Annotated in this window: 30 protein-coding genes; 16 read left to right on the top strand and 14 right to left on the bottom strand. The window is 64.1% G+C overall.

What is annotated here, in order from left to right:
• Nucleotides 1–73 precede the first annotated feature (73 nt).
• A complete protein-coding gene (locus M2395_RS09120) occupies nt 74–556 on the bottom strand; it encodes a GNAT family N-acetyltransferase (protein WP_073698931.1) in 483 nt (160 codons plus the stop codon).
• A 213-nt stretch (nt 557–769) separates the two neighbouring features.
• Here M2395_RS09120 and M2395_RS09115 point away from each other — a divergent pair, with 213 nt between their 5' ends.
• The gene (locus M2395_RS09115; protein ID WP_041774174.1) at nt 770–1,621 is read left to right on the top strand and encodes a hypothetical protein; all 852 of its coding nucleotides are present in this window, start codon (nt 770–772) and stop codon (nt 1,619–1,621) included.
• A 113-nt stretch (nt 1,622–1,734) separates the two neighbouring features.
• Entirely contained in the window at nt 1,735–2,160 is a 426-nt protein-coding gene (locus M2395_RS09110; RefSeq protein ID WP_011060675.1) for a GNAT family N-acetyltransferase, read from the top strand.
• A gap of 63 nt (nt 2,161–2,223) precedes the next feature.
• Here the strand turns inward: M2395_RS09110 and M2395_RS09105 are convergent, their stop codons facing one another.
• Nucleotides 2,224–2,655, bottom strand: a complete 432-nt coding sequence (locus tag M2395_RS09105) for a hypothetical protein (protein ID WP_015635144.1) — start codon at nt 2,653–2,655, stop codon at nt 2,224–2,226.
• Between the two features lie 233 nt (nt 2,656–2,888).
• Between M2395_RS09105 and M2395_RS09100 the strand changes: the two genes are divergently transcribed.
• Both M2395_RS09100 and M2395_RS09095 read left to right on the top strand, forming a co-directional pair.
• Nucleotides 2,889–3,839, top strand: coding sequence for an AraC family transcriptional regulator (locus M2395_RS09100; RefSeq protein ID WP_077935006.1), 951 nt, complete (start codon nt 2,889–2,891; stop codon nt 3,837–3,839).
• 356 nt (nt 3,840–4,195) lie between these two features.
• Nucleotides 4,196–5,128, top strand: coding sequence for an alpha/beta hydrolase (locus M2395_RS09095; RefSeq protein ID WP_123431011.1), 933 nt, complete (start codon nt 4,196–4,198; stop codon nt 5,126–5,128).
• Nucleotides 5,129–5,259: 131 nt separating this feature from the next.
• On the opposite strand, the gene M2395_RS09090 is transcribed toward M2395_RS09095, so the two are convergent.
• Nucleotides 5,260–5,406 (bottom strand): MFS transporter, encoded by a 147-nt coding sequence (locus M2395_RS09090; protein ID WP_145992905.1) that lies wholly within the window; start codon nt 5,404–5,406, stop codon nt 5,260–5,262.
• A 115-nt stretch (nt 5,407–5,521) separates the two neighbouring features.
• Between M2395_RS09090 and M2395_RS09085 the strand changes: the two genes are divergently transcribed.
• From M2395_RS09085 to M2395_RS09070, 4 genes are all read left to right on the top strand, one after another.
• Entirely contained in the window at nt 5,522–5,692 is a 171-nt protein-coding gene (locus tag M2395_RS09085; RefSeq protein ID WP_019095004.1) for a winged helix-turn-helix transcriptional regulator, read from the top strand.
• A gap of 57 nt (nt 5,693–5,749) precedes the next feature.
• A complete protein-coding gene (locus tag M2395_RS09080) occupies nt 5,750–6,049 on the top strand; it encodes a barstar family protein (RefSeq protein WP_015635147.1) in 300 nt (99 codons plus the stop codon).
• Between the two features lie 84 nt (nt 6,050–6,133).
• A complete protein-coding gene (locus M2395_RS09075) occupies nt 6,134–6,985 on the top strand; it encodes an EcsC family protein (protein WP_123431009.1) in 852 nt (283 codons plus the stop codon).
• Nucleotides 6,986–6,997: 12 nt separating this feature from the next.
• Nucleotides 6,998–7,549 (top strand): GNAT family N-acetyltransferase, encoded by a 552-nt coding sequence (locus M2395_RS09070; protein ID WP_123431008.1) that lies wholly within the window; start codon nt 6,998–7,000, stop codon nt 7,547–7,549.
• 52 nt (nt 7,550–7,601) lie between these two features.
• On the opposite strand, the gene M2395_RS09065 is transcribed toward M2395_RS09070, so the two are convergent.
• The 4 genes from M2395_RS09065 to M2395_RS09050 are packed head-to-tail and all read right to left on the bottom strand — an operon-like array spanning nt 7,602 to nt 9,488.
• Nucleotides 7,602–8,267 (bottom strand): hypothetical protein, encoded by a 666-nt coding sequence (locus M2395_RS09065; RefSeq protein ID WP_123431007.1) that lies wholly within the window; start codon nt 8,265–8,267, stop codon nt 7,602–7,604.
• A 44-nt stretch (nt 8,268–8,311) separates the two neighbouring features.
• Nucleotides 8,312–8,746, bottom strand: a complete 435-nt coding sequence (locus M2395_RS09060) for a hypothetical protein (RefSeq protein ID WP_123431006.1) — start codon at nt 8,744–8,746, stop codon at nt 8,312–8,314.
• 4 nt (nt 8,747–8,750) lie between these two features.
• Nucleotides 8,751–9,080 carry a cyclic-phosphate processing receiver domain-containing protein gene (locus tag M2395_RS09055; RefSeq protein ID WP_123431005.1) on the bottom strand — a complete coding sequence of 110 codons (330 nt, stop codon included), beginning with the start codon at nt 9,078–9,080 and terminating at the stop codon, nt 8,751–8,753.
• A 27-nt stretch (nt 9,081–9,107) separates the two neighbouring features.
• Nucleotides 9,108–9,488, bottom strand: a complete 381-nt coding sequence (locus M2395_RS09050) for a hypothetical protein (protein ID WP_123431004.1) — start codon at nt 9,486–9,488, stop codon at nt 9,108–9,110.
• A 434-nt stretch (nt 9,489–9,922) separates the two neighbouring features.
• Here M2395_RS09050 and M2395_RS09045 point away from each other — a divergent pair, with 434 nt between their 5' ends.
• Genes M2395_RS09045 through M2395_RS09035 form a run of 3 tightly spaced genes read left to right on the top strand, consistent with a single transcriptional unit; the run spans nt 9,923 to nt 11,874 of the window.
• Complete coding sequence (locus tag M2395_RS09045; RefSeq protein ID WP_123431003.1) at nt 9,923–10,714, top strand: hypothetical protein; 792 nt, start codon at nt 9,923–9,925, stop codon at nt 10,712–10,714.
• A gap of 26 nt (nt 10,715–10,740) precedes the next feature.
• Nucleotides 10,741–11,370, top strand: a complete 630-nt coding sequence (locus tag M2395_RS09040) for a DUF4375 domain-containing protein (protein WP_011060688.1) — start codon at nt 10,741–10,743, stop codon at nt 11,368–11,370.
• Nucleotides 11,371–11,427: 57 nt separating this feature from the next.
• A complete protein-coding gene (locus M2395_RS09035; RefSeq protein ID WP_171820702.1) occupies nt 11,428–11,874 on the top strand; it encodes an NUDIX hydrolase in 447 nt (148 codons plus the stop codon).
• A gap of 58 nt (nt 11,875–11,932) precedes the next feature.
• On the opposite strand, the gene M2395_RS09030 is transcribed toward M2395_RS09035, so the two are convergent.
• From M2395_RS09030 to M2395_RS09020, 3 genes are all read right to left on the bottom strand, one after another.
• Nucleotides 11,933–14,404 carry a TonB-dependent siderophore receptor gene (locus tag M2395_RS09030; protein ID WP_015635155.1) on the bottom strand — a complete coding sequence of 824 codons (2,472 nt, stop codon included), beginning with the start codon at nt 14,402–14,404 and terminating at the stop codon, nt 11,933–11,935.
• A gap of 69 nt (nt 14,405–14,473) precedes the next feature.
• The gene (locus tag M2395_RS09025) at nt 14,474–15,448 is read right to left on the bottom strand and encodes a FecR domain-containing protein (RefSeq protein ID WP_123431002.1); all 975 of its coding nucleotides are present in this window, start codon (nt 15,446–15,448) and stop codon (nt 14,474–14,476) included.
• Nucleotides 15,441–15,974 carry an RNA polymerase sigma factor gene (locus tag M2395_RS09020; RefSeq protein ID WP_123431001.1) on the bottom strand — a complete coding sequence of 178 codons (534 nt, stop codon included), beginning with the start codon at nt 15,972–15,974 and terminating at the stop codon, nt 15,441–15,443. Before M2395_RS09020 ends, M2395_RS09025 begins: the two co-directional genes overlap by 8 nt.
• 302 nt (nt 15,975–16,276) lie before the next feature.
• Between M2395_RS09020 and M2395_RS09015 the strand changes: the two genes are divergently transcribed.
• Nucleotides 16,277–16,900: a cell wall hydrolase gene (locus M2395_RS09015; RefSeq protein WP_011060694.1), complete on the top strand. Its 624-nt coding sequence runs from the start codon at nt 16,277–16,279 to the stop codon at nt 16,898–16,900.
• Here M2395_RS09015 and M2395_RS09010 read toward each other — a convergent pair.
• Together M2395_RS09010 and M2395_RS09005 are read right to left on the bottom strand one after the other, a co-directional pair.
• Nucleotides 16,897–17,262 (bottom strand): hypothetical protein, encoded by a 366-nt coding sequence (locus M2395_RS09010; protein WP_123431000.1) that lies wholly within the window; start codon nt 17,260–17,262, stop codon nt 16,897–16,899. The two genes, M2395_RS09015 and M2395_RS09010, sit on opposite strands and share 4 nt — an antisense overlap.
• A gap of 31 nt (nt 17,263–17,293) precedes the next feature.
• The gene (locus tag M2395_RS09005; RefSeq protein WP_011060695.1) at nt 17,294–17,695 is read right to left on the bottom strand and encodes a GFA family protein; all 402 of its coding nucleotides are present in this window, start codon (nt 17,693–17,695) and stop codon (nt 17,294–17,296) included.
• 117 nt (nt 17,696–17,812) lie between these two features.
• Between M2395_RS09005 and M2395_RS09000 the strand changes: the two genes are divergently transcribed.
• Nucleotides 17,813–18,370: a hypothetical protein gene (locus M2395_RS09000; protein ID WP_019094995.1), complete on the top strand. Its 558-nt coding sequence runs from the start codon at nt 17,813–17,815 to the stop codon at nt 18,368–18,370.
• 38 nt (nt 18,371–18,408) lie between these two features.
• Nucleotides 18,409–18,870, top strand: a complete 462-nt coding sequence (locus tag M2395_RS08995; protein WP_123430999.1) for an isoprenylcysteine carboxylmethyltransferase family protein — start codon at nt 18,409–18,411, stop codon at nt 18,868–18,870.
• A 13-nt stretch (nt 18,871–18,883) separates the two neighbouring features.
• Here M2395_RS08995 and M2395_RS08990 read toward each other — a convergent pair whose 3' ends face one another.
• A complete protein-coding gene (locus M2395_RS08990; RefSeq protein ID WP_019094994.1) occupies nt 18,884–19,321 on the bottom strand; it encodes a hypothetical protein in 438 nt (145 codons plus the stop codon).
• A gap of 187 nt (nt 19,322–19,508) precedes the next feature.
• Here M2395_RS08990 and M2395_RS08985 point away from each other — a divergent pair, with 187 nt between their 5' ends.
• Nucleotides 19,509–20,039, top strand: a complete 531-nt coding sequence (locus tag M2395_RS08985; protein WP_123430998.1) for a DUF1993 family protein — start codon at nt 19,509–19,511, stop codon at nt 20,037–20,039.
• A gap of 72 nt (nt 20,040–20,111) precedes the next feature.
• Here the strand turns inward: M2395_RS08985 and yfcF are convergent, their stop codons facing one another.
• Complete coding sequence (gene yfcF, locus M2395_RS08980) at nt 20,112–20,744, bottom strand: glutathione transferase (protein ID WP_041117443.1); 633 nt, start codon at nt 20,742–20,744, stop codon at nt 20,112–20,114.
• A gap of 419 nt (nt 20,745–21,163) precedes the next feature.
• On the opposite strand from yfcF, the gene M2395_RS08975 reads away from it, so the two are divergent.
• Entirely contained in the window at nt 21,164–21,493 is a 330-nt protein-coding gene (locus M2395_RS08975; RefSeq protein ID WP_015635164.1) for a hypothetical protein, read from the top strand.
• Nucleotides 21,494–21,521: the final 28 nt, after the last annotated feature.

Raw genomic sequence — 21,521 nt, 5'->3', positions numbered from 1 at the left:
CCCTCGCGGCAGCCGCGGGTGGCCAGTTGGCGAGGGCTTACCGGCGTGCCTGATGCCGAAGGGGCCGTTGCAGTCAGCCCTGCACTGTCCAGAGCATGGTCTGCACCTGGATGTGGGGGTGGCTTTGCAGAGGCTCCCACTCATCAATGAACGCGAACCCCTGGCGCAGATAGAAACTCGCGGCCCTGGCATTGGCGGGGGAGACGTCGAGGAACACCCGCTCATGGCCTTGTTCCCGTGCGCGCGACTTCACCGCTTCCACCAGCCGGGCCGCCACGCCGGAGCCACGGGCCGCGGGTGCGACCCACATGCCGATCAGGTTGTAGCGGTTTGCCTCACTGACTGCGGCGCCGATCATTCCCAGGGGCTGGCCATCCTCGATGGCCAGCCAGAATGCGCTGGCCGCGCCCGAGGCACGTTCCTGCCACTGCTGGTCACTGTACCGGGCGGCACTCTGGTAGCTGACCCCGAACGCGGTCGGGGCGTCCTGCAGCGCGGCGAGACGAACTTGCTTCAACAGCCTCCAGTCCTTGGTTTGCGTCGGTCGAATATCCATGGTGGTCTTCAGGTCGAGTGAGGCAGCAACCTCTCACAAGGCTGGCGCAGGAACAAGCGCGCCTTGCCCGGTGCTGCGCTTGCCGGCGGCCTGCGCTTGCCATTTGCCAGCATCTTGTCGCTGATGAAACGCTGGCTATATGATCGCGCGTCATGCCATTGGCCACTTGCGTGGCCGGCGTTTCCTCATCGGTTCTACAGGGATGTTCCAGGGATGAAAATCAAGAGCAATACAGGTCTGCACAAGGAAGGCCGGCTGGCTGCACGACTGGCCGGCTGGTTGCTGGCGCCGTGCATGCTGGCGGCTTCGATGCTGGCCCAGGCCGGTGCGCCGATCCCTCCCGGCGCAGTGCTGGCGGTGATGCAGAACGTCGAGGTGCCGGACCAGGATGAAGAGGTGGAGCTGGAAGACGGCGTTACCGCCACCTTCTGGTACGGCCAGGAGCTGGACTTCGACGGCAAGCACTACTACGCCACCTTTGTCTGGCACACCCGGGACCGCGCCGCCCGCGAGGGCGAGGATTTTGCCGCGCCGGAGGTTCAGGTACGGCTGGCCGATGCCACCTTCGAACTCACCAACCCGGGCCAGAAGCAGGCCTATTCCATTCGCAGCATCGAACGCAAGATCGGCTTCTTCGGCGGCGGCGAGAAGCCCGAGGAAGTGGACACCAAGCGCAAGGCCGTTGAGCACCGTACCGCTGACGGCCGCCTACTGCTGGCGGTGCCCACGGCCACTTTCGACAATGGGGTGATCACCAGGGGCTACACCATGCTGGTGTTCAATCCGAACAAGAAACCCGAAGACGATGGCTGGGTCTGGTCCTACGTTGGCCAGGTGCGCACCGGCGAGGACAACTCCGCGGCCTGCGACGACGGCGCGGTCATGCCCTGCATCGGCAGCGACGGTGAGCTGAGCTTCGTCGCCGGCCAGGAGCCGCTGCCGCAGGTGCAGGTCAAGGTCAGCGGCACTACCTTCGAGGGCCCGGGAAAGGTCCGTTCGCTGGCGGCCGCAGACAACCTCACCTATGTCTACGACAGCAAGACCGAGCAGTACGTCAGCCGCTAGTTGCGGCAGCGACGGCCAGGTAGCGCAGCCTTGCCAAACCCACGATCCTCCAGGGAGGATCGTGGGGCGCTTTCACCCCGGTCCGGCACAGCCATCATCCAAGGAAACGGTGAATGAGTACGCGTATCGACATGCTGATGAACCCGGGGCCGGAGGTGCGCGCTGCGATCCTCGAGCCCTTGCGGGCCCACAACCGGGCCCAGGCGGGCGATCCCAAGCCCGAGGCCATCGCCCTGGTGGTTCGCGACGAGCACAGCGGTGAGATTCTCGGTGGCCTGCAGGCGGAGATTTTCTATCGCTGGATGTTCATCGAGCTGCTGGCGGTCCCCGAGCAGACACGGGGCCAGGGCACGGGCTCGCAATTGCTGAACATGGCCGAGGAGCTGGCCCGGGAAAAGGGCTGTATCGGCATCTGGCTCGATACCTTCGACTTTCAGGCGCCGCAGTTCTATCAGCGGCATGGCTTCAGCGAATTCGGCCGGTTGGAGGATTTCCCGCCGCAGCACCGGCGTTTCTTCCTGCACAAACGCCTGGTCTGAACCCTCGAGCCCTGGCTGGCGAACCCGCATGCAGCGCGTTCCCGCAGCCTGGGCCGCGGCTACTCAGGCGTGGGCATCGACGCCGATCCGCGCCAGTAGCCAGTCCTGATAGAGCGCGGGGCTGTCGGTGGTCTGGCCGCCGTTTTTGGCAACGACCGTCTTGCCGTCCAGGCGCCCGATTTCCATCAGGTATTGCAGGCCCTTGAGCACATGGGTGGCGTCGTCCTTGCCCAGGGACTGCACATCGGGCAGTTGGACGGAGTTGCTCTTGTCGTCGAATGTCGCCCAGGTGGGGTTGGCTCTGTATTGGGCTATCAGTTTGGCGTCCGAGATTTGCGATTCATGAAAACTGGCGTCGATCTTCGCCTGCATTTGCGGCGTTGCATTCTCTACCTGGATTTTCATGGACTTCAGCGTGCCATTCTCCAGCGCCCTGGTGATTCCCTTGAGGCCCATGGCTACGAGGGATGTCGAGTTTGAGATGCTTCCTGTCATGAGACTGCTCCTGGGTGGGTTCTGGCCAAGCAGAGCAAAACCCGGGCCATGAGCCATGAACATGATGCGGCTCGGCGTTGGCAGCGGCGCCAGCAGCGATGGCGGGCAGAAGTTGGCCGTAGTGGGCAAGGGATTGCCATTGGATCGCCTGCTTTTGCCAGCCACTACTGCCCCGAGGCGGATATCGACCCGTGTCCGCCGCCCTGGTGGCCGTGAAGAAAAACTCGATCTGCATGGCCAATCGGCGCACAGTGGCCGCCTGTACTGTTGCCACTTCCGATTGCCCGCACATGACCCAGCCCCGAACCCCCACCGCACTCGCGGCCCTGATTGCCCGGCACACCCCGCACTCCGGCGACTTTCCCAGCGCCGTGCCCAACCTGACCTTGCACCGCCGTTCCACGCCGACCTCGGCCATTCCCTGCATCTACAGCCTGGGCCTGGGGGTGATTGCCCAGGGCGGCAAGCAGGTGCTGCTGCAGGAGGCGGTGATCAATTACCGGGCCGGGCAGGGCATGCTGACCAGCATCGACCAGCCGGTGGTGGCCCGGGTGACCCAGGGCTCGGCGGCCGAACCTTTCCTGGGCATGATGCTGACCCTGGACATGCACCAGATCCTGCAAACCGCCGCGCAGATGCAGCCGCCACCGCCTTCGCGGGCCAGCGATTATCGGACGGTGGTGGTGGATGAACTGGAGCCGGGGCTGGCCAGCGCTCTGGAGCGGCTGGTGGGCTTGCTCGACGAGCCGGCGCTGATTCCCCAGCTGGCGCCATTGATCCAGCAGGAAATCATCGTCCGGCTGTTGGCCGGGCCTTACAGCCTGGCGTTGCAGCAGCTGCTGGCGGTGGGTTCGCCGACCCAGCAGATCTTCAAGACCGTGGCCTGGCTCAAACAGAACTTCACCCAGCCGTTGCGCGTCGATGATCTGGCGCAGCGCGCCCATATGAGCCCGTCCACCTTCCGCCAGCATTTTCGCGCCATCATCGGTGTCAGCCCGCTGCAGTTCCACAAGCAGTTGCGCCTGCAGGAAGCCCGGCAGTTGATGCTCAGCCAGAACATCGATGCCGGGCGCGCCGCGGGGCTGGTGGGCTATGAAAGTGCTTCGCAGTTCAGCCGGGAATACAGCCGGGTGTTCGGCGCGCCGCCGCAGCGGGATATCCGCAGGATGCGCGAGGCCGGGTAAGGGCCAGGTTGCAGTGCAGGGTTCAGCGAAATAGGCAAACAGACTGTGGCGCGGCTCTGGGCGCCTAACCATTCGATCCGCCACGGATAGGCGTGTTTCTAGCTGTTTGTGTTGCAGCGAAACGCCCTTCGGGGTGAGCCGGCAGAATCCGCAAAACAAGCAAACTTGCCGTCAGAATAGGCAAGGTTTCGCCGCGAGCCATTTCTATACTGGTGCCCGACGACGCAGCAGCCCCAAGGCCTGCCGTGTCCCGGGCGCTTTCGGTAACGCCCGACTCCGCACTCCCGCACACGGGAGCGAGCGGTCCGCCTATCGATCCAGACGAGCCTGCCCAGGGCGGCTCAAGGAGTACGGTCATGAGCAACAGCATCGAACACGTCAGCTTCCCCAACTTCGGCTGGAATAACGCCGCGGACATCTATCTGCCGGCGGATTTCGACCCGGGCAAGCGCTACCCGGCGATCGTCAGCACCCATCCCATCGGCAGTTGCAAGGAGCAGACCTCCGGCAACATCTACGCCGCCGGGCTGGCCCGGGCCGGGTTTGTGGTCATCGCCTTCGACGCCAGTTTCCAGGGCGCCAGCGGCGGCCAGCCACGCTTTATCGAAGACCCGGCCATTCGCGTGTCGGACATCCGTTTCGCCATCGACTACCTGGTGACCCTGCCTTATGTCGACCCCGAGCGCATCGGTGCCATCGGTGTCTGTGGTGGCGGTGGCTACACCATCCAGGCGGCAATGACCGACTACCGGATCAAGGCCCTGGCCTCCATTACCGGGGTCAACTTCGGCCGCCTGATCCGCGAAGGTTTCAGCAACTTCGATCCGGTCAGCGCCTTGCACGCCATGGCGAAGCAGCGCACCGCCGAGGCCCGGGGCGAGGCGCGTCATGTGATCGACTACCTGCCAGCATCGGTAGCCGAGGCGCAGCAGAACGGCATCAGCGACATCGACGTACTGGAAGCCACCGAGTACTACAAGACCGCCCGGGGCCAGCAGCCAAACGGCGCCACCAGCGGTCTGTTTTCCTTCAATAGCGCGGCCTTTGGCTGGGATGCCTTCCTGCAGGCCGAGGTGCTGCTGACCCAGCCACTGATGGTGGTGGTCGGCGACAAGCCCGGCGGCTTCGGTGCCTACCGCGACGGCCTGGAAATCCATGGCCGCGCGGCCTCCCGGGACAAGCATCTGGTGGTCGCTGAGGGCGGGTCCCACTACGACCTGTACGACCGCGCCGAAACGGTGGCGCTGGCCATGGCGCAATTGGTGCCGTTCTTCCAGCAGCACCTGTAAGGGGTGAGGCAGCCGCCGCTGTCGCCTGGCCGGCGACGGCGGCTTTGTCGCGCCCGGGCGCCAAACCGCTCCCCCGGCAGGCCGCCGGTGAGCAGCAGGCTGGCGAAGCTCAGGGGGTAGGCATTGATGACTCATTGCAGGGCCGTGATGCCGGCATCCCGGTCCCGGGCGATGGATTCCAGGGCGACATTGACGATCGAGGTGTCGAGGATCACCACCCCATAGCTCCGGCAGGGGGCGATCAGTACCTGGCGTCGCAGGCGGTGCTTGAGGTCCATGGGGGCGTATTTCCTTTGCCGCAGTGCGGTGCGACTATACGAACCTTTTTGCACACACTGCTTCGGGCTGGATCGAAGTGTGCGGCGAAACCTTTGCCGAGCCGGTGCGGGGGGCATGCTCATCATCCTGTCCGATGGCAGCTCGCTGTCCGCCAGCGCCCTGGCCGAAGCGGCGGGGATGTCACCGCAGACCGCCAGTTCGCATCTGGCCAAGCTGCTGGAGAGCTTTTGCAAGCTGGGCTGGGAGCAGTTGCAGCGCCAGCCGGGTGTCCAGCCGCTGGCCTGAAGCCCTTGTGGCCAGCCAGCGAAAGCCCCTTCAAGCCATCACCCCAAGGAATGACGAATGAGCCGCCTGCCCCTGCAACACATCGACCTGAGCCAGGTGACTAGCACCGCTGAACTGCACCTGGTGCTGCGCGATGCCCTGGGTTTTCCCCATTGGTACGGCTGTAACTGGGACGCCTTCTGGGACGCCATTACCGGGCTGGTGGAAATGCCCGAACAGTTGCATATCAGCGGCTTGCCAGCATTGTCCCGGCGCCTGCCCCGGGACGCGCAACTGCTGCTGCAATGCCTGGAGCGGATGAAGGTCCAATACCCGACGCTGGCTGCGGACCTGCTGTTGGAGCCAGCCAAGCCTTAGTCCTGCCTATCGCCGGACGCGCAATTGAGCCACGACGCCGCCTGGCAACGGTTTATTCTTTCCCGAGGCAGTGAACAGCCACCCATGGAGACGCCTGTGAGCATCAAAGACCATCCCGAGGATTACCAGGACCTCAAGCGCGCCGTCGGCTTGCTGGAGTCGCCTTCACTGACGGCGCGCCTGTCCGGGCTGCTGGGTTCACCCATCGAAAGTGCGGTCAAGGCGCTGCCGGCGGTGGTGGCGAAAAAGATCAACGGCGCGGTGGTGGCGGCCCTGCACAGCTCCGCCGATGCGGCGCTGTGGAGCCTGGACAACGCGCCCAAAAAACCGGCATCGACCTTGCTGCACAAGATGTACGCGGCCACTTCCGGCGCTGTGGGCGGGGCCTTCGGTTTTGCCGCGCTGTTTGTCGAGTTGCCCATTTCCACCACCATCATGATGCGCTCGGTGGCCGATGTGGCCCGCAGCGAAGGCTTCGATCTGGCGGATTTTGCCACCAAGCAGGCCTGCATCGAAGTGTTCGCCATGGGCGGCAACAGCCAGGCCGACGACGCCACGGAAACCGGCTACTACATCACCCGCAGCTTCACCACCCAGGCCATGCAGCAACTGTCCAAGGAGCTGGCGGCCATTGCCGCCAAGCGCGGTGCCGGGGCGGTGGGCAGCTTGTCGCCGGGGCAGGTGGGCAAGTGGCTGGCACTGCTGATCGAGAAAGTCGCCAGCCGTTACGGCGTGACCATCTCCAGCAAGTTCGCGGCCCAGGCGGTGCCGGTGATCGGCGCTTTTACCGGCGCCACCATCAATGCGCTGTTCACCGACTTCTACCAGGACATGGCCCGTGGGCACTTCACCGTCAAGCGCCTGGAGCACAAGTACGGCTTTGAGCAGGTCAAGGACGAGTATGCGCAGATCCTGCGCAAGCAGCTGGCAGGCTAGGGCGGTATCCCCATGAGCGACTTTCCCGTTATCCGCACCCCGCGCCTGATCCTCAGGGAACTGTGCCCGGCCGATGTCCCGGCACTGTTCGCGATCCACAGCGACGCCGATGCCATGCAGTGGTTCGGCACCGACCCCATCACCGACTACCCGCAGGCCGAGCAACTGCTGGCGCTGTTTGCCAGCTGGCGCAGCCTGCCCAACCCGGGGACGCGCTGGGCCATCGAACGCCACAACCAACCGGGCCTGCTGGGCACCTGCGGCCTGTTCAAATGGAACCGGCAGTGGCGCAGCTGCGCCGTCGGCTTCGAACTGGCGAAGTCGGCGCAAGGGCAGGGGCTGATGGGGGAGGCATTGCAAGCCATTGTTGGCTGGGGGTTTGAATACATGGCATTGAACCGCATCGAGGCCCAGGTACACCCGCAGAACCTGGCGTCGCTCCGGTTACTGGAGCGGGCAGGGTTTGTCCGCGAAGGGGTTTCACGGCAAGCGGGTTACTGGCTGGGCGCCCATCATGATCTGGTTCAGTACGCGCTGCTGCGGGCAGAGTTTACAGCGCGATGAGCCTCCCCAATCGCCCGTGTACTTGATCCAGACCGTGCACCCTTCATAAAACTCAGGCGTTGCGCAGGATCGCGGCGGCCTGCTTGACCTTGTTGTCTTGAACCAGTTGAAACAGACCACGTTCCACATCGGCGACGCGAGCCTCTGGCAGGTAGCTCCGAGCTATGTCAGCCAGGCGTTCGCACCAGCCCTCGTAAGCGTTCGAATTGGCTTTACTGATACGGATCCGGGTCGGGTCCTGTTTGATTGCCGCCAGGACGGTGTCGCTGTGGACCTGCTGGATTTTCATGATCTGCAGGTCCAGGGTGGCCGACTGGAGCGGGTCGAGAAACATGCGGATCTTGCTGACAAACGACACACTGGAAAACTGCGGCATCTTCAGGCTGGCGATCTCGTAAAGTGCCGGGCGCGGTTGCTCCTTGAACAGCGCCGAGGCCTGTGCGATCTGCAAGTCTTTGACCCCGGAGCGGAAGCGGCCAACACGGACATTGGCCAAGCCACCCATTTGAGTGAACCCCCAATAGAGAACATTCGATAGCCCGTCCTTGACGGTGTTCAGCGAGTCGCTAAGGAGTTGTTGGCGAATCCGGGTTTCCAGTTCGGACATGGACAGCCGCACAACGGGCGTCTGGCGGGCAAAGTCAAAATGCGCAGTGGGGAAGGCATAGCCTGCTACCGCATCGGCCAATGTTTTCGCTTGCTCAGGACTCAGTGGCATTACGTGTTCCTTGTGTCGTTATAGGGGGGATGGCGGGCGACCTTTCAGCTGTTGCCCGGCTCCGGCACATCGCTGTCCGCGACGGGCTCCAAGTCGTGATAGGAAGGAAAAACCTTCCTGTTAGTGATCTTCAAGGCGGTTGGTTGCTCGAGCCCGTGGGTTTTACTGGAGTTCCAGGTGCGCCGTTCGCCGCAGTAGGTATGCACCACCTCCGAGTTGTCCCAGAACAGGCGCTCCAGCAGGGCTTCGTACTCGGCCAGCCACGAATCATCGAAGATGTAACTGCCTTTGGGGTAGGTGGCGAAGTGCACCATATGCCCGAAGTAGCAGTGCCCCCGGCTGTTTGGCAGCACGCTGAAAAGCGCCCTGGTGATCTGCGCCCCCGTCACTGGCAGGCTTTGCAGCACCGCACGATTGTGCGCTTCGGCAGCCGGCGAAGGGTCAAAGCAATGGATGTATCCATACAGGTTGCCGCTCATGGGGTCAGTTGCCTCTGTTATGGGTTGATTGGCGGCATCCGTTGTTGCGGGCCAGTCGATCGATCGCTTGCACGCCGGCGCGCATTTTTTCCACGGCGCTGGCATTGGCCGAGTGGATGTGAATACGCGGCGGATGAAAACCATTGAGGGCCACGGCCTCTTCGATCCACAGGATCACGTCGTAACCGGTGCCGCGCTGATCATCTCCGAGGTCGTGGTCGAGGCTGATGTTCTCGACGCCACCGGCTTTTAGCAGCGCGATCACTTCGTCCGGCCAGTAGGCGCGAACCCAGCCTTGCGGGGTTTGGCGTTCGTCGTCGAGGTAGATTTTCATGGGCCTGTTTACTCTTTCAGATGCAGTTCAAGCATCGGCGTCGTTCGCGATGACATGCAGCACAAGGCTTAGCGAGTCGTCGGTGAGCAGCGGTGGGTGATCCTGTTGCAGCTTGTCGATGAAAAAAAGCGCACCCGGCGCTGTTTCAGCGGGCATGGAGAGGCAAGGGTAGAGTCGGTTTTTACTGGCCTCGGCATACTGGATATGAACCTCGCTGTGCTCAATCCAGATCCTGCTCGATTGACCGGAGCAACTCAGGAACACGGTGCTTAAACTTGATTGCTCCTGCTCCAGCGGCATTGATTGAGAGTCGCCGTGCCGGCCTTTGCGAATGGCTCGTGCCATGGCATTGAATGCTTTGGGTGTGCCAAAGAAATGCAGTTCCTGCCCGTTCAGTCTTGCCAGCACGTCAAGTTTCCTTTCGTATCGCGTCGGTCAACGCTGGGTCATTGCAACCTGCGCCGGAGCGCTGACAGGACCGAGTCAGCGTGGCAGAGTGGCCTGTCCAGAGGAATGGCGCCGGCTGTTTCAGGTGCCAAGGTGATCGTGCTGGGCACGCCCTGGTCGCAGAGCTGCTGTTGAGCTTGCAACAGGACTCGGCGGCTGCCTGTAAGCCAATGCTTGTTCTGCTCTGACAGCAGTGCAGCGACTTGCGGTGGGTGGTCTTTTACGGTGGATGTTTGGATGAATTTTCGCCCAGCTGTATACCCCGATATTGAGCAATAAGCCATTGCCGGGCTCAAGGTTGCATTGTTTCTCCGGCACTGGATTAGTCCGCCGCACTTGTGTAGAAACGCTCCTTCCTTCAACCCGGCACCCGTTGCCACCCCAGGTAGAACCCCATGCGGCCCAACGCCGAACTGCGATTGTTTGCACTGCCCCTGTGCGCTGGCCTGGTCTACGCCGTGATCAAGGGCCTGATCAAGGGCTGGAATGGCACGGAGCTGTTTTCCGGGTTTCTGTTTGGCAGTGTGATCGCCATGGTCCTGGGCATTCCCCTGTTGCTGTGGACTGAGCGGCGCTGCCCGCAGGCCAGGGCGCGCTACCTGTGGATCAGCCTGATCCTGAGCCTGGTGGCCACGGTGCTGGTGCGTACTTCATGGATGCAGCTGTTGCTGCTGCTGCCGCTGGCGGGCGGGCTGGCCCTGGCTGGCCTGTACAGCCTGCTGAGCCGTGGGATTGATCAGCTGTCGGTGCCGCCCCATGGGCGAGGGCAGGGCTTGCGGCGGCTGCTGGCGGTGCCGCTGTCGGGGGCGCTGACCCTGGGGGGCGTCGCGGTAACGCTCTATCCCAAGGGCGCGGAAAGCCTGCCGGTATTCTTGCTGGGGGCCATGATCGGTGCCTGGATCAGCATGCTGGTCAGTTGGCCGGTGCTGTGGCTGGTGGAGCGCTTTCTCGCCACTGGCTGGCGCTATGTGATCGGCGGTGGCCTCAGTGGCGTGCTGATCTGGCTGCTGTCCGGCGCCCCGGGGTTGTTCGCCGGGTCCCTGAAGGGGGCTTCGGGGCTGGACTACTGGATCCCCTTGCTCAACCGTGGGATCTTTCCGTTCCTGCTGCTGGGGCTGCTGGGCGGTGGGCTGTTCACGGTGCTCCACGGCATCGGCCCGCGCCGCCGTCCGGCCGCTTACGACTGAATTAGATTGCCCAAAGGTCCTGCCTGATGAACCTCAGCCCCATCACCCACGTCGCCTTCGAGGATGAAATGCTCTGCCTGAGTTGGGCCGACGGCTTGCGGCTGCGCCAGCCCCTGAGCCGTTACAGCCGGCTGCGGGAGGCCACGCCCGAGCAGCGGGCGGATTTTGCCATCGCACCTCGGGGTTGGTCCGTGTCCTGGCCGCACCTGGGCGAGCCGGTGCTCAGTCTCAACGCCATCGACTGGATCTGGGAATGCCTGTGCGATGAGTCCATGGCTCGCCTGAAGGCCCTGGACTGGCAACTGCAGCAACTGCCGGCGGACGACCAGGCCATCGTCGCGCTGTGGCGGCTGGAGGCGGACGGCTACAACGGCGGCTTCCTGCAGTTCTTCTGCAACTGGGGGCAGCAGACCTGCGAGCTGGCGCTCAGCACCCTGGCCGCGATCGGCGCGCGCAACACTCGGGCCCTGGTCAGCCGCCAGCGCCAGCTGATCGCGCACCTGGAAGGCCACCCGCAACTGGAGCAACTGTGGGACATTCCCGGGCTGCTGAGCGACGAGGAACATGAGCTGATCAGTGGCGAACTGGACGAGCAACTGTGGTCGGCGATGGAGGAGGTCCCGGCCTTGGCGGTGAAGTATTTTTACGTTGGCTGAGGGGCTTGGCGCCGTGGTCTAATGCCGCGCCTCGTCTCGGCAAATGGACTTCATCCCATGTCTGAACCCCGCATCCGCGCGCTCGCGCTGTGCATCTTCCATCACCAGGGCAAGATCCTGGTCAATCAGTTCTTTGATGCCGACAAGCAACAGATGCTGTTCCGCCCCCTGGGTGGCGGCATCGACTTTGGCGAGCACAGTGCCCAGGCAATCGTTCGGGAAATACAGGAAGAGCTGGGGCTGTCGATCAACAGCCTGCGCCTGATCGGCACCCTGGAAAGCCTGTTCACCTATGCCGGCAAGCCCGGCCATGAGTTCGTCCAGGTCTACGACGCCCGCTTCGACGACCCGAGTGTCTACCAGCGTGCCCAGCTCGATGCCCGGGAAAGCGATGGCGCGCCCTTCGTGGCCCGCTGGCAGGGCAGCGCCAGCTTCACCGAGCAGACGCCGCTGGTTCCCGCGGGCTTGACGGACCTGCTCAAGCAGGCGGGCCTGCTTGGCTGACGGGCACTGATGCTGCTTGGTGCCCTGCCGGGTGGGGTGGCCCGGTAGGGCCGCCGGCTCAGAAGTCCCAGCGGGTGCTGAGCATAAAGTTGCGGGGTTCGCCGTAGGCCGCCGAGTTATAGAAACCGACGTTGGTGTAGTAGGACTTGTCGAAGATGTTGTTGACGTTGAGGGTCGCCGACAGGTTCTTGGTGATCTGGTAGCGGGTCATCAGGTCCACCAGCCAGTAGGCCTCCTGGGAAATGTCTTCGTTGATCTTGCGCGGTGCGTTGTAGACCGAATACCAGCCCTCGCTCTGCCAGCGCAGGCCGCCACCGACGGTCAGCTTGTCCAGGTCGCCCTTGAGCTTGTAGCTGGTGTAGAGGTTGACCTGGTCCTGCGGCTCGAAGGTGGAGATCTTGTCGCCCTCGTCATCACGCACGATCTTGTGGGTGTAGCCGGCCTGCACTTGCCAGCCCGGGCTCAGTTCGCCGGAAATCTCCAGTTCGTACCCCTTGGTCACGGCCTTGGCGCCCTTGAAGGCGTAGTTGTCGGGGGTGGGCGACTGGTTGTTGTAGGCATCGTCCGGCACCGAGCGGTTGGTCTCGTGCACTTCGAAGTAGGCCAGGCTGCTGTTGAGGCGGCCTTCGAAGAACTCGCCCTTGAGCCCCAGCTCGTAGTTCTGGCCTTCGTCCGGGTTGAGCAGCTTGCTGTCCTTGTCCTTGTTCCAGCTTTCCTGGGGCATGAAGATATCGGTGTAGCTGGCGTAGACCGAGAAGTGGTCGTCGAGGTCGTAGACCGCGCCGACGTAGGGCACGAAGCGTCCGCTTTCCTTGTAGGACGGGGTCAGGCCAGTGAGGTGATAGTTGACCACGCGCCCGCCCAGAAACAGGTTCAGGTCGTCCATCAGGTTGAGGCGGGTGGTCATGTAGGTGCCGGTCTGGCGCACGGTGTCGTCGGTACGCTGGGCCGGCAGCCCCCAGATGGGCCGTTCGATCTTGCCGTGCCAGTTGTAGAAGTCCACCACGTTACCCTTGCCCCCGGGGAAGTCCGGGGACCAGTAGCCCTTGCCGGTCCAGCGCGAGTTGGCAATGGAGCCGCCCAGCACCAGTTCATGCTCGCGGCCGAACAGATTGAAGGGGCCGCTCAGGTACAGGTCGGCGGAATCGCTGGTGGTGTCGCCGGTGTACTTCTGTGCGTTGACCTTGGCCGTGCCATCGGTCTGCGGCTCGTCGAACTGGATCGAGCCGAGTTCGGCGTGGTAGCTGTTGATCTTGTGGTCCAGTTGCAGCTTGGCGACCCAGCCATCCCCCAGGTCGTGTTCGAGCATGGCAAAAGCGGTGCGGGTGTATTGCTCCCAGCCGCTCCAGGTCGCGCCGTTGTTGTAGGAGCGCGACATGCTGTTGTGCCCGCCGGTGGCGTTGATCAGCGGGAAGGTGCCGGACCAGCTGGAGCCCTTGGGGATGTTGTCCTGGTAGTCGCCGCCCACGGTCAGCAGGGTGTCGGGGGACAGGTCGAATTCGAGGATGCCGTAGTAGGTCGAGGTCTTGCGCGAATAGTGGTCGAGGAACGACTGCTTGTCCTGGTAGGCCGCCACTGCGCGGCCGCGAACATTGCCGGTTTCGGTCAGCGGCCCGCTGACGTCCAGTTCGCTGCGGTAGTTGTCCCAGGAGCCCATGCCCAGGGAGGCGTGGCCCTGGAACTGGGCGGTGGGCTTCTTGCGCACCAGGTTGATGGTGGCGCCCAGGGAGCCGGCGCCGGTCAGCAGGCCGGTGGCACCCTTGAGCACTTCCACCCGGTCGTAGATGGCCATGTCGCTGAGGGTGTTGCCAGCCGAATAGGCGACGTTGCGCACGGTGGAGGGAATGCCGTCGTACTGGAAGTTGTTGATCGAGAAACCGCGGGCGTAGTAGTTGGTGCGGTCGGTGTCGTAGGCCGAGACGGTGATGCCCGGGGTGTGGCGCATCACGTCGTCGACGTTGTTGAGGCCGAAATCTTCCATGTGCTGCCGGGTGACCACGGTGATCGACTGCGGTGTCTGCCGCGGGGTCAGCACCATGCGAGTCGCCGTGGCGATGGTGCCTGGGGTGTAGGAGCCGCTGCCTTCGGTGACGGTGCCCAACTGGTTGCTGACGATCTGGGTGGCCTCCAGCTCCACGGCCTGGCTGCTCTGGGGCAGGCGCGTCAGCAGCACCGCGTTGGCGCCGTTGCGTTCAAAACCCAGGCCGGTGCCTGCCAGCAGCTTGCCCAGTGCCTGTTCCGCGCTCATGCGCCCGCTGACCCCCGCCGACTCGATCCCCTGGGCCAGTGCCGCGGAGTAGGCGATCTGCAAACCGCTCTGGGTACTCAGTTGGTCCAGGGCATTGGCCAGGGACTGGCGGGCGATGGCAAAACTGTAGGTGGCGGTTGCCTGGTTGCCGGTAGCGGTGGTGGGCTCGACCGCCATCACGGGGTTGCAGGCCAGGCAGATGGCCAGCGCGAGGATGCTGCGGGCCGGGGTGAGTGTTGGAAGGTGCATGGAAGTCCCGTACGAAATAGGAATGATTTGCATAAGCAAACACCCTGACGGGTTGGCCTCGGCAAAGCCGTAAAACTTTTTTCAGTCCCCCCGGGCAGTGTTTCAGCGCAGTACCAGGATGCCGCCCGGCAGGCGGGTGAGCTCGGTGGCGGTGACTTTGCTCAGGGCCCGGACAATGGCCTGCGGGTCATCGAGCTGGTAGTTGCCGCTGACTTTCTGCTGCGCCGCGTCGGCGTTGAACAGCAGGATCGGTGCGCGATGGTAACGCCGCAGCTCTTGCAGAACCTGGGCCAGGGGCGCGTCCTGGAAGGACAGGCGGCCGTTGATCCAGGCCAGTTGCCGTTCACTGCCCTCGGGGTTCAGGGGCAGCAACTGGTGGCCCTGCAACTGTTGCCAGTTGCCGGCTTGCAGCAGGCTCTGCTGGCCGTTTTCGTCGGCCAGGCGTACCCGGCCTTCACGTACGGCCACGGTCACCCCGTCGGCCTGGCGGCTGACGCTGAAGCGGGTGCCGACCACGGTCACCGTGGCGCTGCCGGCCTCGATGGTCAGCGGCCGGGACGGGTCGTGGAAGGCCTCGACATAGAGCTCGCCGCGCAGCAGCTGGATGCGCCGCCGGGCGTTGCTGAAGTCGCTGCTGATGGCGCTGTCGCTGCCCAGCACGATGTGCGAACCATCGGCCAGGTCGAAGCGCTGGAGCTCGCCGACCGCGCTCAGGTGATCGGCCTGCAGACGCAGCGGCAGGTCGCCGAACCAGCCGGCACCGAGCATCACCAGCACCGTGGCCGCAGCGGCCAGCCAGCGAGTGCGGTGGCGTTTTCTGCGCGGCGTGGCGGGGGCCGGGGCGGCCGGCAGGTCCAGGCCCAGCGCCAGCTGTTCCAGGGCCTGTTCGAAGGCGCTGGCCTGCCACAGGTCTTCCAGGGCGCGGTAGGCCTCGGCGTGCTGCGCATGGCTGTTGCGCCACTGTTCAAAGCGCTGGCGCAGCGGCAGGTTGTGGGTCATGGCCTCACGCTGGGTGAACCAGTAGCTCGCCTGCTCGCGAATGGCGTCGCCGGGGAGGGCGCTGAGGTGTTCAGTCATCGGGGTTCTGCCGGTCGGTGGCTTTGATGCAGGCATTGAGTGCATGGCGCAGGTCCTTTTCCACCGTGCTCAGGGAAACCTGCAAGCGCTGGGCAATCTGGCTTTGCGAAAGATCGTGCAGTTTATGCAAAACCAGGATTTGTTGCTGGCGTTTGGGCAGGGTGGCCAGTACCTGTTGCAGCAAGCGCAACTGCTGCTGGCCCTGGACATGGCTTTCCGGCCCGGGGGCAGCGGTGGGCACCTCGCTGAGCTGGCTGGCGTCGGTGGGCTGGTACTCGAAGCGGCGTTTGCTGCGCTGGCTGCGCAGGTGATCGAAGGCCAGGTACTGGGCGGTCTGATAGAGGAACGGCTGCAAGTGCTCGATGGGGCGGGCGTTGAGCGCCTTGGCCACCCGCAGGTAGGTCTCCTGGGCCAGGTCCTCGGCCAGGTTGGCGCACCCCACCACCCGCGCAAGCATGCGGATCAGCCCCCCGCGCTGTGCAATGAACAGTGCGCTGAGTTGTTGCTGGTCGTCTCCGGTTTCCATCGCCCACTGCCCCCACTACCTGATACGGCTCAGCGTGAATGGCTGGGCATTCTAATGAGAATTCTTATCATTACCAGCGAATTTCCACGGAAGCCTTGTCCTGGGCTTTGTGCAGGGCTTGCGGCACCAGGGAATGATTCGCGCGGCCCATGGTCGATTCAACATGGCCCCCGGTGACCCGTTCGCTCCCCCTCGACGCGCCATCGTGCCGGCCACGCTGCAACCGGTTGCGCCGCTCTGCCGCCAGGTACGTTCAGGGGCGGCGCTGGCAGGGGGTAAAGGTTTTTCGGGAAGGATCGATCATGCGCTGGATTGTCAGGACCCTGTGTTTTGCCTTGTTGTTGCCCGCAGCCCAGCTCTGGGCCGCTGACCCGCAGCCGGCGGTCCAGGCCGCTGCCCAGGACAAGGCCCAGGCGCTGGAGCAGAAAGCCGCGGACAAGGAAAGCCCGAAGGTCGAGCCCCAGGCCGCACCCATCACCAAGAACGAAGTGCAGGCCGTGGACCCGGCCGGCCAGGCCCCGGTGGACGACGCCATCACGTGCCTGTCGCGGACCATCTACTGGGAAGCCAAGGGCGGTGAAAGCGCCGATATGGAGGCCGTGGCCAATGTGGTTCTGAACCGCCTGGGCCATGAGGGTTTTCCCGGGACGGTGTGCGAAGTGGTCAAGCAGGGTTCGGAAAAAAGCCCCTGCCAGTTCTCCTGGTGGTGCGATGGTCGGCCCGACCAGGTGGAAGAAGAGGGCCGCTATACCATCGCCAAGGAAATTGCCCGCAAGGCGCTGAACCAGCAGCTCAAGGACCGTACCGGCGGCGCTCTGTTCTTTCACGACCGCAGTGTTTCGCCGGACTGGTCCCGGGCCTATATCAAGACCACCGAGATCGGCAGCTTCAGCTTCTACAAACCCAAGGACGTCGCGGCGCGCTAGTGGCGTGGGTTTGAGTCGTGGGTACGGGCCTGGTCGTCCTGGCGCAGCCAGCGTTTGCCGAGGCTGGTCAGCCGATGGCGGATGGGCTGGCTGAACATTTTTTGCGAGACCTGGTGCAGCAGGCTTTCGCACGGCTCGCGATCCAGCGGGAAGCCGGCTTCCAGCCATGCCACAGCACAGTGCTCCCAGTGTTCGGAGCCGGACCCCAGGGCGCTCAGCAGCAACTGGCGCAGGCACAGCAGTTCACCCGGCGGGGGCTCTATCCTGAGCCCGGCGAGGGCGCCAGGCAGGTCGGCCGCGACCGATTCGTAGGGGCGTTCAAGCAACGGCAGGAGCCAGACGTAGCTGAAGTGCCGGGTCATGACAGGGGCATTCCTCTGGGTGCGGCGTGGCTTATTGCACTTGGTCGAACTGATCGGTGATTGCATACCAGTCGGCCTTCATGGCTACGCAGTAATGCTGTTGCCTGGGGGCTGCGAAGGGCGTGTCCAGGGTGGCAATGGCGATGGAAATCCACTGGCGATATTCGCCCTGGGTGTCCTGCCAGAACAACGAAGAGCCGCAGTGGCAGCAGAACTGGCGCAGCACGCCAGGGGAGGATTCGTACACCTTGAGCGCCGATCTCTGGTCGCGGATTTCCAGATTCGCACGCGGCGTACTGGCGTAGGAAGCAAAGGCCGCGCCGTGGCCCTTCTGGCACTTGTGGCAATGGCAGTGGGTGACGGCTTTCAGCGCGCCGCACACTTGGTAAGTCACCGCGCCGCACAGGCAACTGCCTTGATGCTGGTTTTGCATGGTCAGGGTTTCCGAAGTTTCAGGGCCAGCATTGCCGCGAGTGGGTGAACCCTTTATAAAACGCCGGCTGCTGATCGCAGCAGCTGCCCAGGAACCCGACCCGCAAGGAGCGACATAGTGAGTCAATCGCCTCACCCCCTCAACACCTGCATAGGGCGCGTGCGCCTGCCGGGTCTCGCCGGCCTGTTGCTGGCGCTGGCCGGCTGCGGCGCCCTGACCGATGTGCGGTCCTTTTCCACGCCCTATTCCACGCCGCCGGGTGGCGAAACCGTGCGCCTGCGGGTGATCAGCGACGGCATGGTGCGCGGTGTGCCCAGGTCCGACTGCGTGGATTTCCGCCTGCCCGGTGCCGGGGTCGTGGTGGCTGCCCGGGACGGCTACGCCAACCGTAACGGTGAAAGCCTGGGCATGGCGGCGCCGCAGACTCCCGCAGTGCCCGGTACCCGGACCGAAGTGCTGGTGCCGGCCGGGCAGCCCATGGCGTTCCACTACCTGGGCAACCAGTGCTACAACCTGTTCAGCTTCGTGCCCAAGGCAGGCATGGACTACCAGCTGGAAGCCTCGGGGATGTACAAGTGCGCGGTGATGCTCAAGCAGGCGCCGCTTGGCTCGAAGGAATATGCCGCGGCCCCGTTGAAAGACAGCAAGCTGTGCCGGGTGACGGACAACCTGTAACGCCCCGGGCCTGAACCCGGGCAGAGGAGAGAGGCACCATGCAGGCCTTGGAAAACCGCATTCCACCCCCCCTTGTCGCGGCCCTGTTCGCCGTGTTGATGGGGCTGCTTGCGCGCAGCTTGCCGGGCCTGGATCCGGGCTTGGGCACACGCCTGTTGCTGGCGCTGCCGCTGGTGATGGCCGGGCTGCTGTTTGTCCTGGCCGGAGGGCTTGCCTTTCGCCGGGCCAAGACCACGGTCAACCCGCTGAAACCTGCCAGCGCCTCGGCCCTGGTCACCTCGGGGATCTACCAGTACACACGCAACCCGATGTATGTCGGCTTTGCCCTGTGGCTGCTGGCCTGGGGGCTGTACCTGGCCTCGCCCCTGGTGCTGCTCGGCGTGCTGGGGTTCGTCCTGTACATGAACCGCTTTCAGATCTACCCCGAAGAACGGGCGCTCGGGCAGTTGTTCGGGGCTGATTTTGCGGCGTATCGCCAGCGTGTGCGGCGCTGGCTTTAGGCGGTACGGCTGTTCAAGCCGCCACTTGCGCCTGCAGTTGCAACTGGCCATCCACTTCGCGGGTCAGGCCGCTGGCAACGAACAGCGGTACCAGCAATTTGTGCAGTTGGGGGTCGACGAATTCCTTGACCGTTGCCAGGTCCAGATCGCCGCTCGCCGGCAGCTCGGCCTTGGTGAAGGACAGCCAGGCTTTCTTCAGGGCCTGCAGCACATCGCTGCCGGCGGTGGAGGCGAAGCGCCGGTTGGCCACCCGGCCGGCGAAGTTGAAGGTGTGCTGGTAGTCGTAGCCGCTCTCGTCACCCTGGCTGGCGACGCAGCGACCACAGGAGCAGGGGCCATCGGCGAAGGCCGCGCGCAGGTAACTGTTGAAATCGACGATGGGCTTGAGGGCCAGGCGCTTGTCGACTTCGAACAGGTCCCCGGTCATTTTTGCTTCACTGCTCAAGGTCATTTTCCTCACTGTCAGGCGGTGTATTTCTCAAGGGGCGCACCATACCAGCCGCATCGGCCCAGGGGTACTTTTCTGGCATTGTTCGCGGCTTGAGAGAGGGGGGACATCTGCTAGGATCCATCGGCTTTTATGGCGGGGCGACGGGCAGCACCCGGCCCCTGTGTCTTGATCTCATCGAGGAACACCCATGTCGATCTACGCAATCACCGTTCCCTGTTTTGCCCAGATGCTGCGCGCCCTGGAGGGCTTTCTCGCCAAGGGCGAAGAGCAGGCCCGGGAGCGGGGGTTCGAACCCCAGGTGCTGCTGCAGTCGCGGCTGGCACCGGACATGTATGACCTGGCGGCCCAGGTGCGTTTTGCCTGCACCCAGGCCCGGGAAGCGGTACAGCGCCTGAGCGGGCTGCCTGTGACTGCATTGCAGGCGCCGGCCGGTATGGCCGAGGCCAGGGCACTGATCGAAGACACCCTGGCGTTCCTGGCGGCGGCGGACCGCGAGCTGATCGACAGCAGTGGCCAGAGGGCCATCGCCATCGAGCTGCACAACGGTATTGCCTTCGACATGAACGGCGAGGAGTTCGCGCGCAACTGGGCGACGCCGCAGTTCTATTTCCATCTGGTCACGGCCTACAACATCCTGCGGCACAACGGTGTGCCCCTGGGCAAGGCCGATTATGCCCAGCACATGTTCGCCTACCTGCGCCAACCGCAAGAAGCCTAGCCGCGCTGGCCGCAGACTCCCCGGCCAGCGTCAGGTCAACGCCGATGGCCGCATCACCCGGCGTTCCAGGTCCTACAGCGCCGGCCGCGGCAACTGCACCCATTCCTGCACTGCCGGCCGTTGCCACTGGCGCCGGGCATAGTCCACCAGGTTCGCCGGCACCGGGTCACCGTTGAGGATCAGCCGGTTGAGCATCAGCGCCAGGTCGACATCGGCGATCGACCACTGGCCGCACAGGTAGTCGCGGCCATCCGCCAATAGCTCCTGCGCGGCCTCCACCAGGGTGTTAGCCGCCGCTTGGGCCTGGGGCGACAGCGGTTCGCCCTTGCAGCCGTAGAACACCACCAGGGTCGTGCGCTCCTGGCGGATCGGCAGCAGGTCGCTGCGCAGCCAGGCCTGGACCTGGCGGGCCTTGGCACGCTGGCGCAGGTCCTGGGGATAGACCGGGTTGTGCGGGAATAGCTGTTCCAGGTATTCAGCGATGGCCGAGGATTCGGACAGGGCAAAATCGTCCAGCACCAGGGTCGGCACGCGCTGGGTCAGGGACAGGCGGGTGTAGGCCGGCTCGCGGTTCTGCGCGGCGTCCAGGTCCAGGGGCAGCAGGTCGAAGTCGATACCCTTTTCCCGCAGCACCACGAACACGGACAGGGCATAGGGGCTGGTGAACTGGGCATCGACGTACAGGCGCGGGCGGGAAGCGGTCACGGCGGTCTCTCCAAGGGGGGAGCGCCCACGCTAGGAGATCCTGGTCGATAAATAAAATGCAGGTTTTTTATCCGTGCATTCCTCGTAGGAATACTGGCGTTTCGGCCTCCGTGCGCGATGCAGCCGTGGCGATGCGGTTCTGGAGTCGCGGGCGGGCGTCGGAGGTGGACCGGGGCGTGCAGCAGTGGCTAGCGTCGGTTATCGAGTCGGCCCACGGTGGGCCCTCCCGGGGTGCGGAAAAAACCGGCTTCAGCGTGTTGCAGTTGATCGACTGGCGTCAGCGGCGGGTGCGCCTGTGCCGCGCGAGTGGCCAGCATTGGCAGGCACATTGCCTTGATCGAGAAGGCAAAGTACTGGCCCCGGGCAGTCTGAAGTGTCGCCAAAATCACTTTATTTTCAGGTGGTTAGGTGACCGCAAAATGCGCCATGTGTTGATTACGCTGACTTCGTTTGCCCTGTTGGGCGGGGCTTCTGCGGCCCAGGCCCGGGAGCTGGCGGCCAATGACCGGTATGTCTGCAGCTGGGGGGCGGGCACTGCCGCCAGGGCCCAGGAATTGAAGTTGTCCGGGGTGTCGCTGTATGCGGCGCGGCAGAAGATCCAGACCTACAAGTTCAGCAAGGGCTGGATGCGCATGATGGCCCTGGGCATCACCGAGCAGACCTACGACAGCCCCTCGCGGATCAAGCCCGAGGCACTGCGCAAAAGCTTTAACGAGGATTGCCTGAGGTATAAGTTGGCTCGCCGCTGAGGGGGCGCAGATCTGCACCGGGTCGCAG

It is taken from the genome of Pseudomonas sp. BIGb0176, assembly GCF_024810175.1.
GTDB classification, from domain to species: Bacteria; Pseudomonadota; Gammaproteobacteria; order Pseudomonadales; family Pseudomonadaceae; genus Aquipseudomonas; species Aquipseudomonas protegens.
The sequence above is the reverse complement of the archived record's forward strand: the minus strand, read 5'-3'. Positions and strand labels throughout refer to the sequence as shown.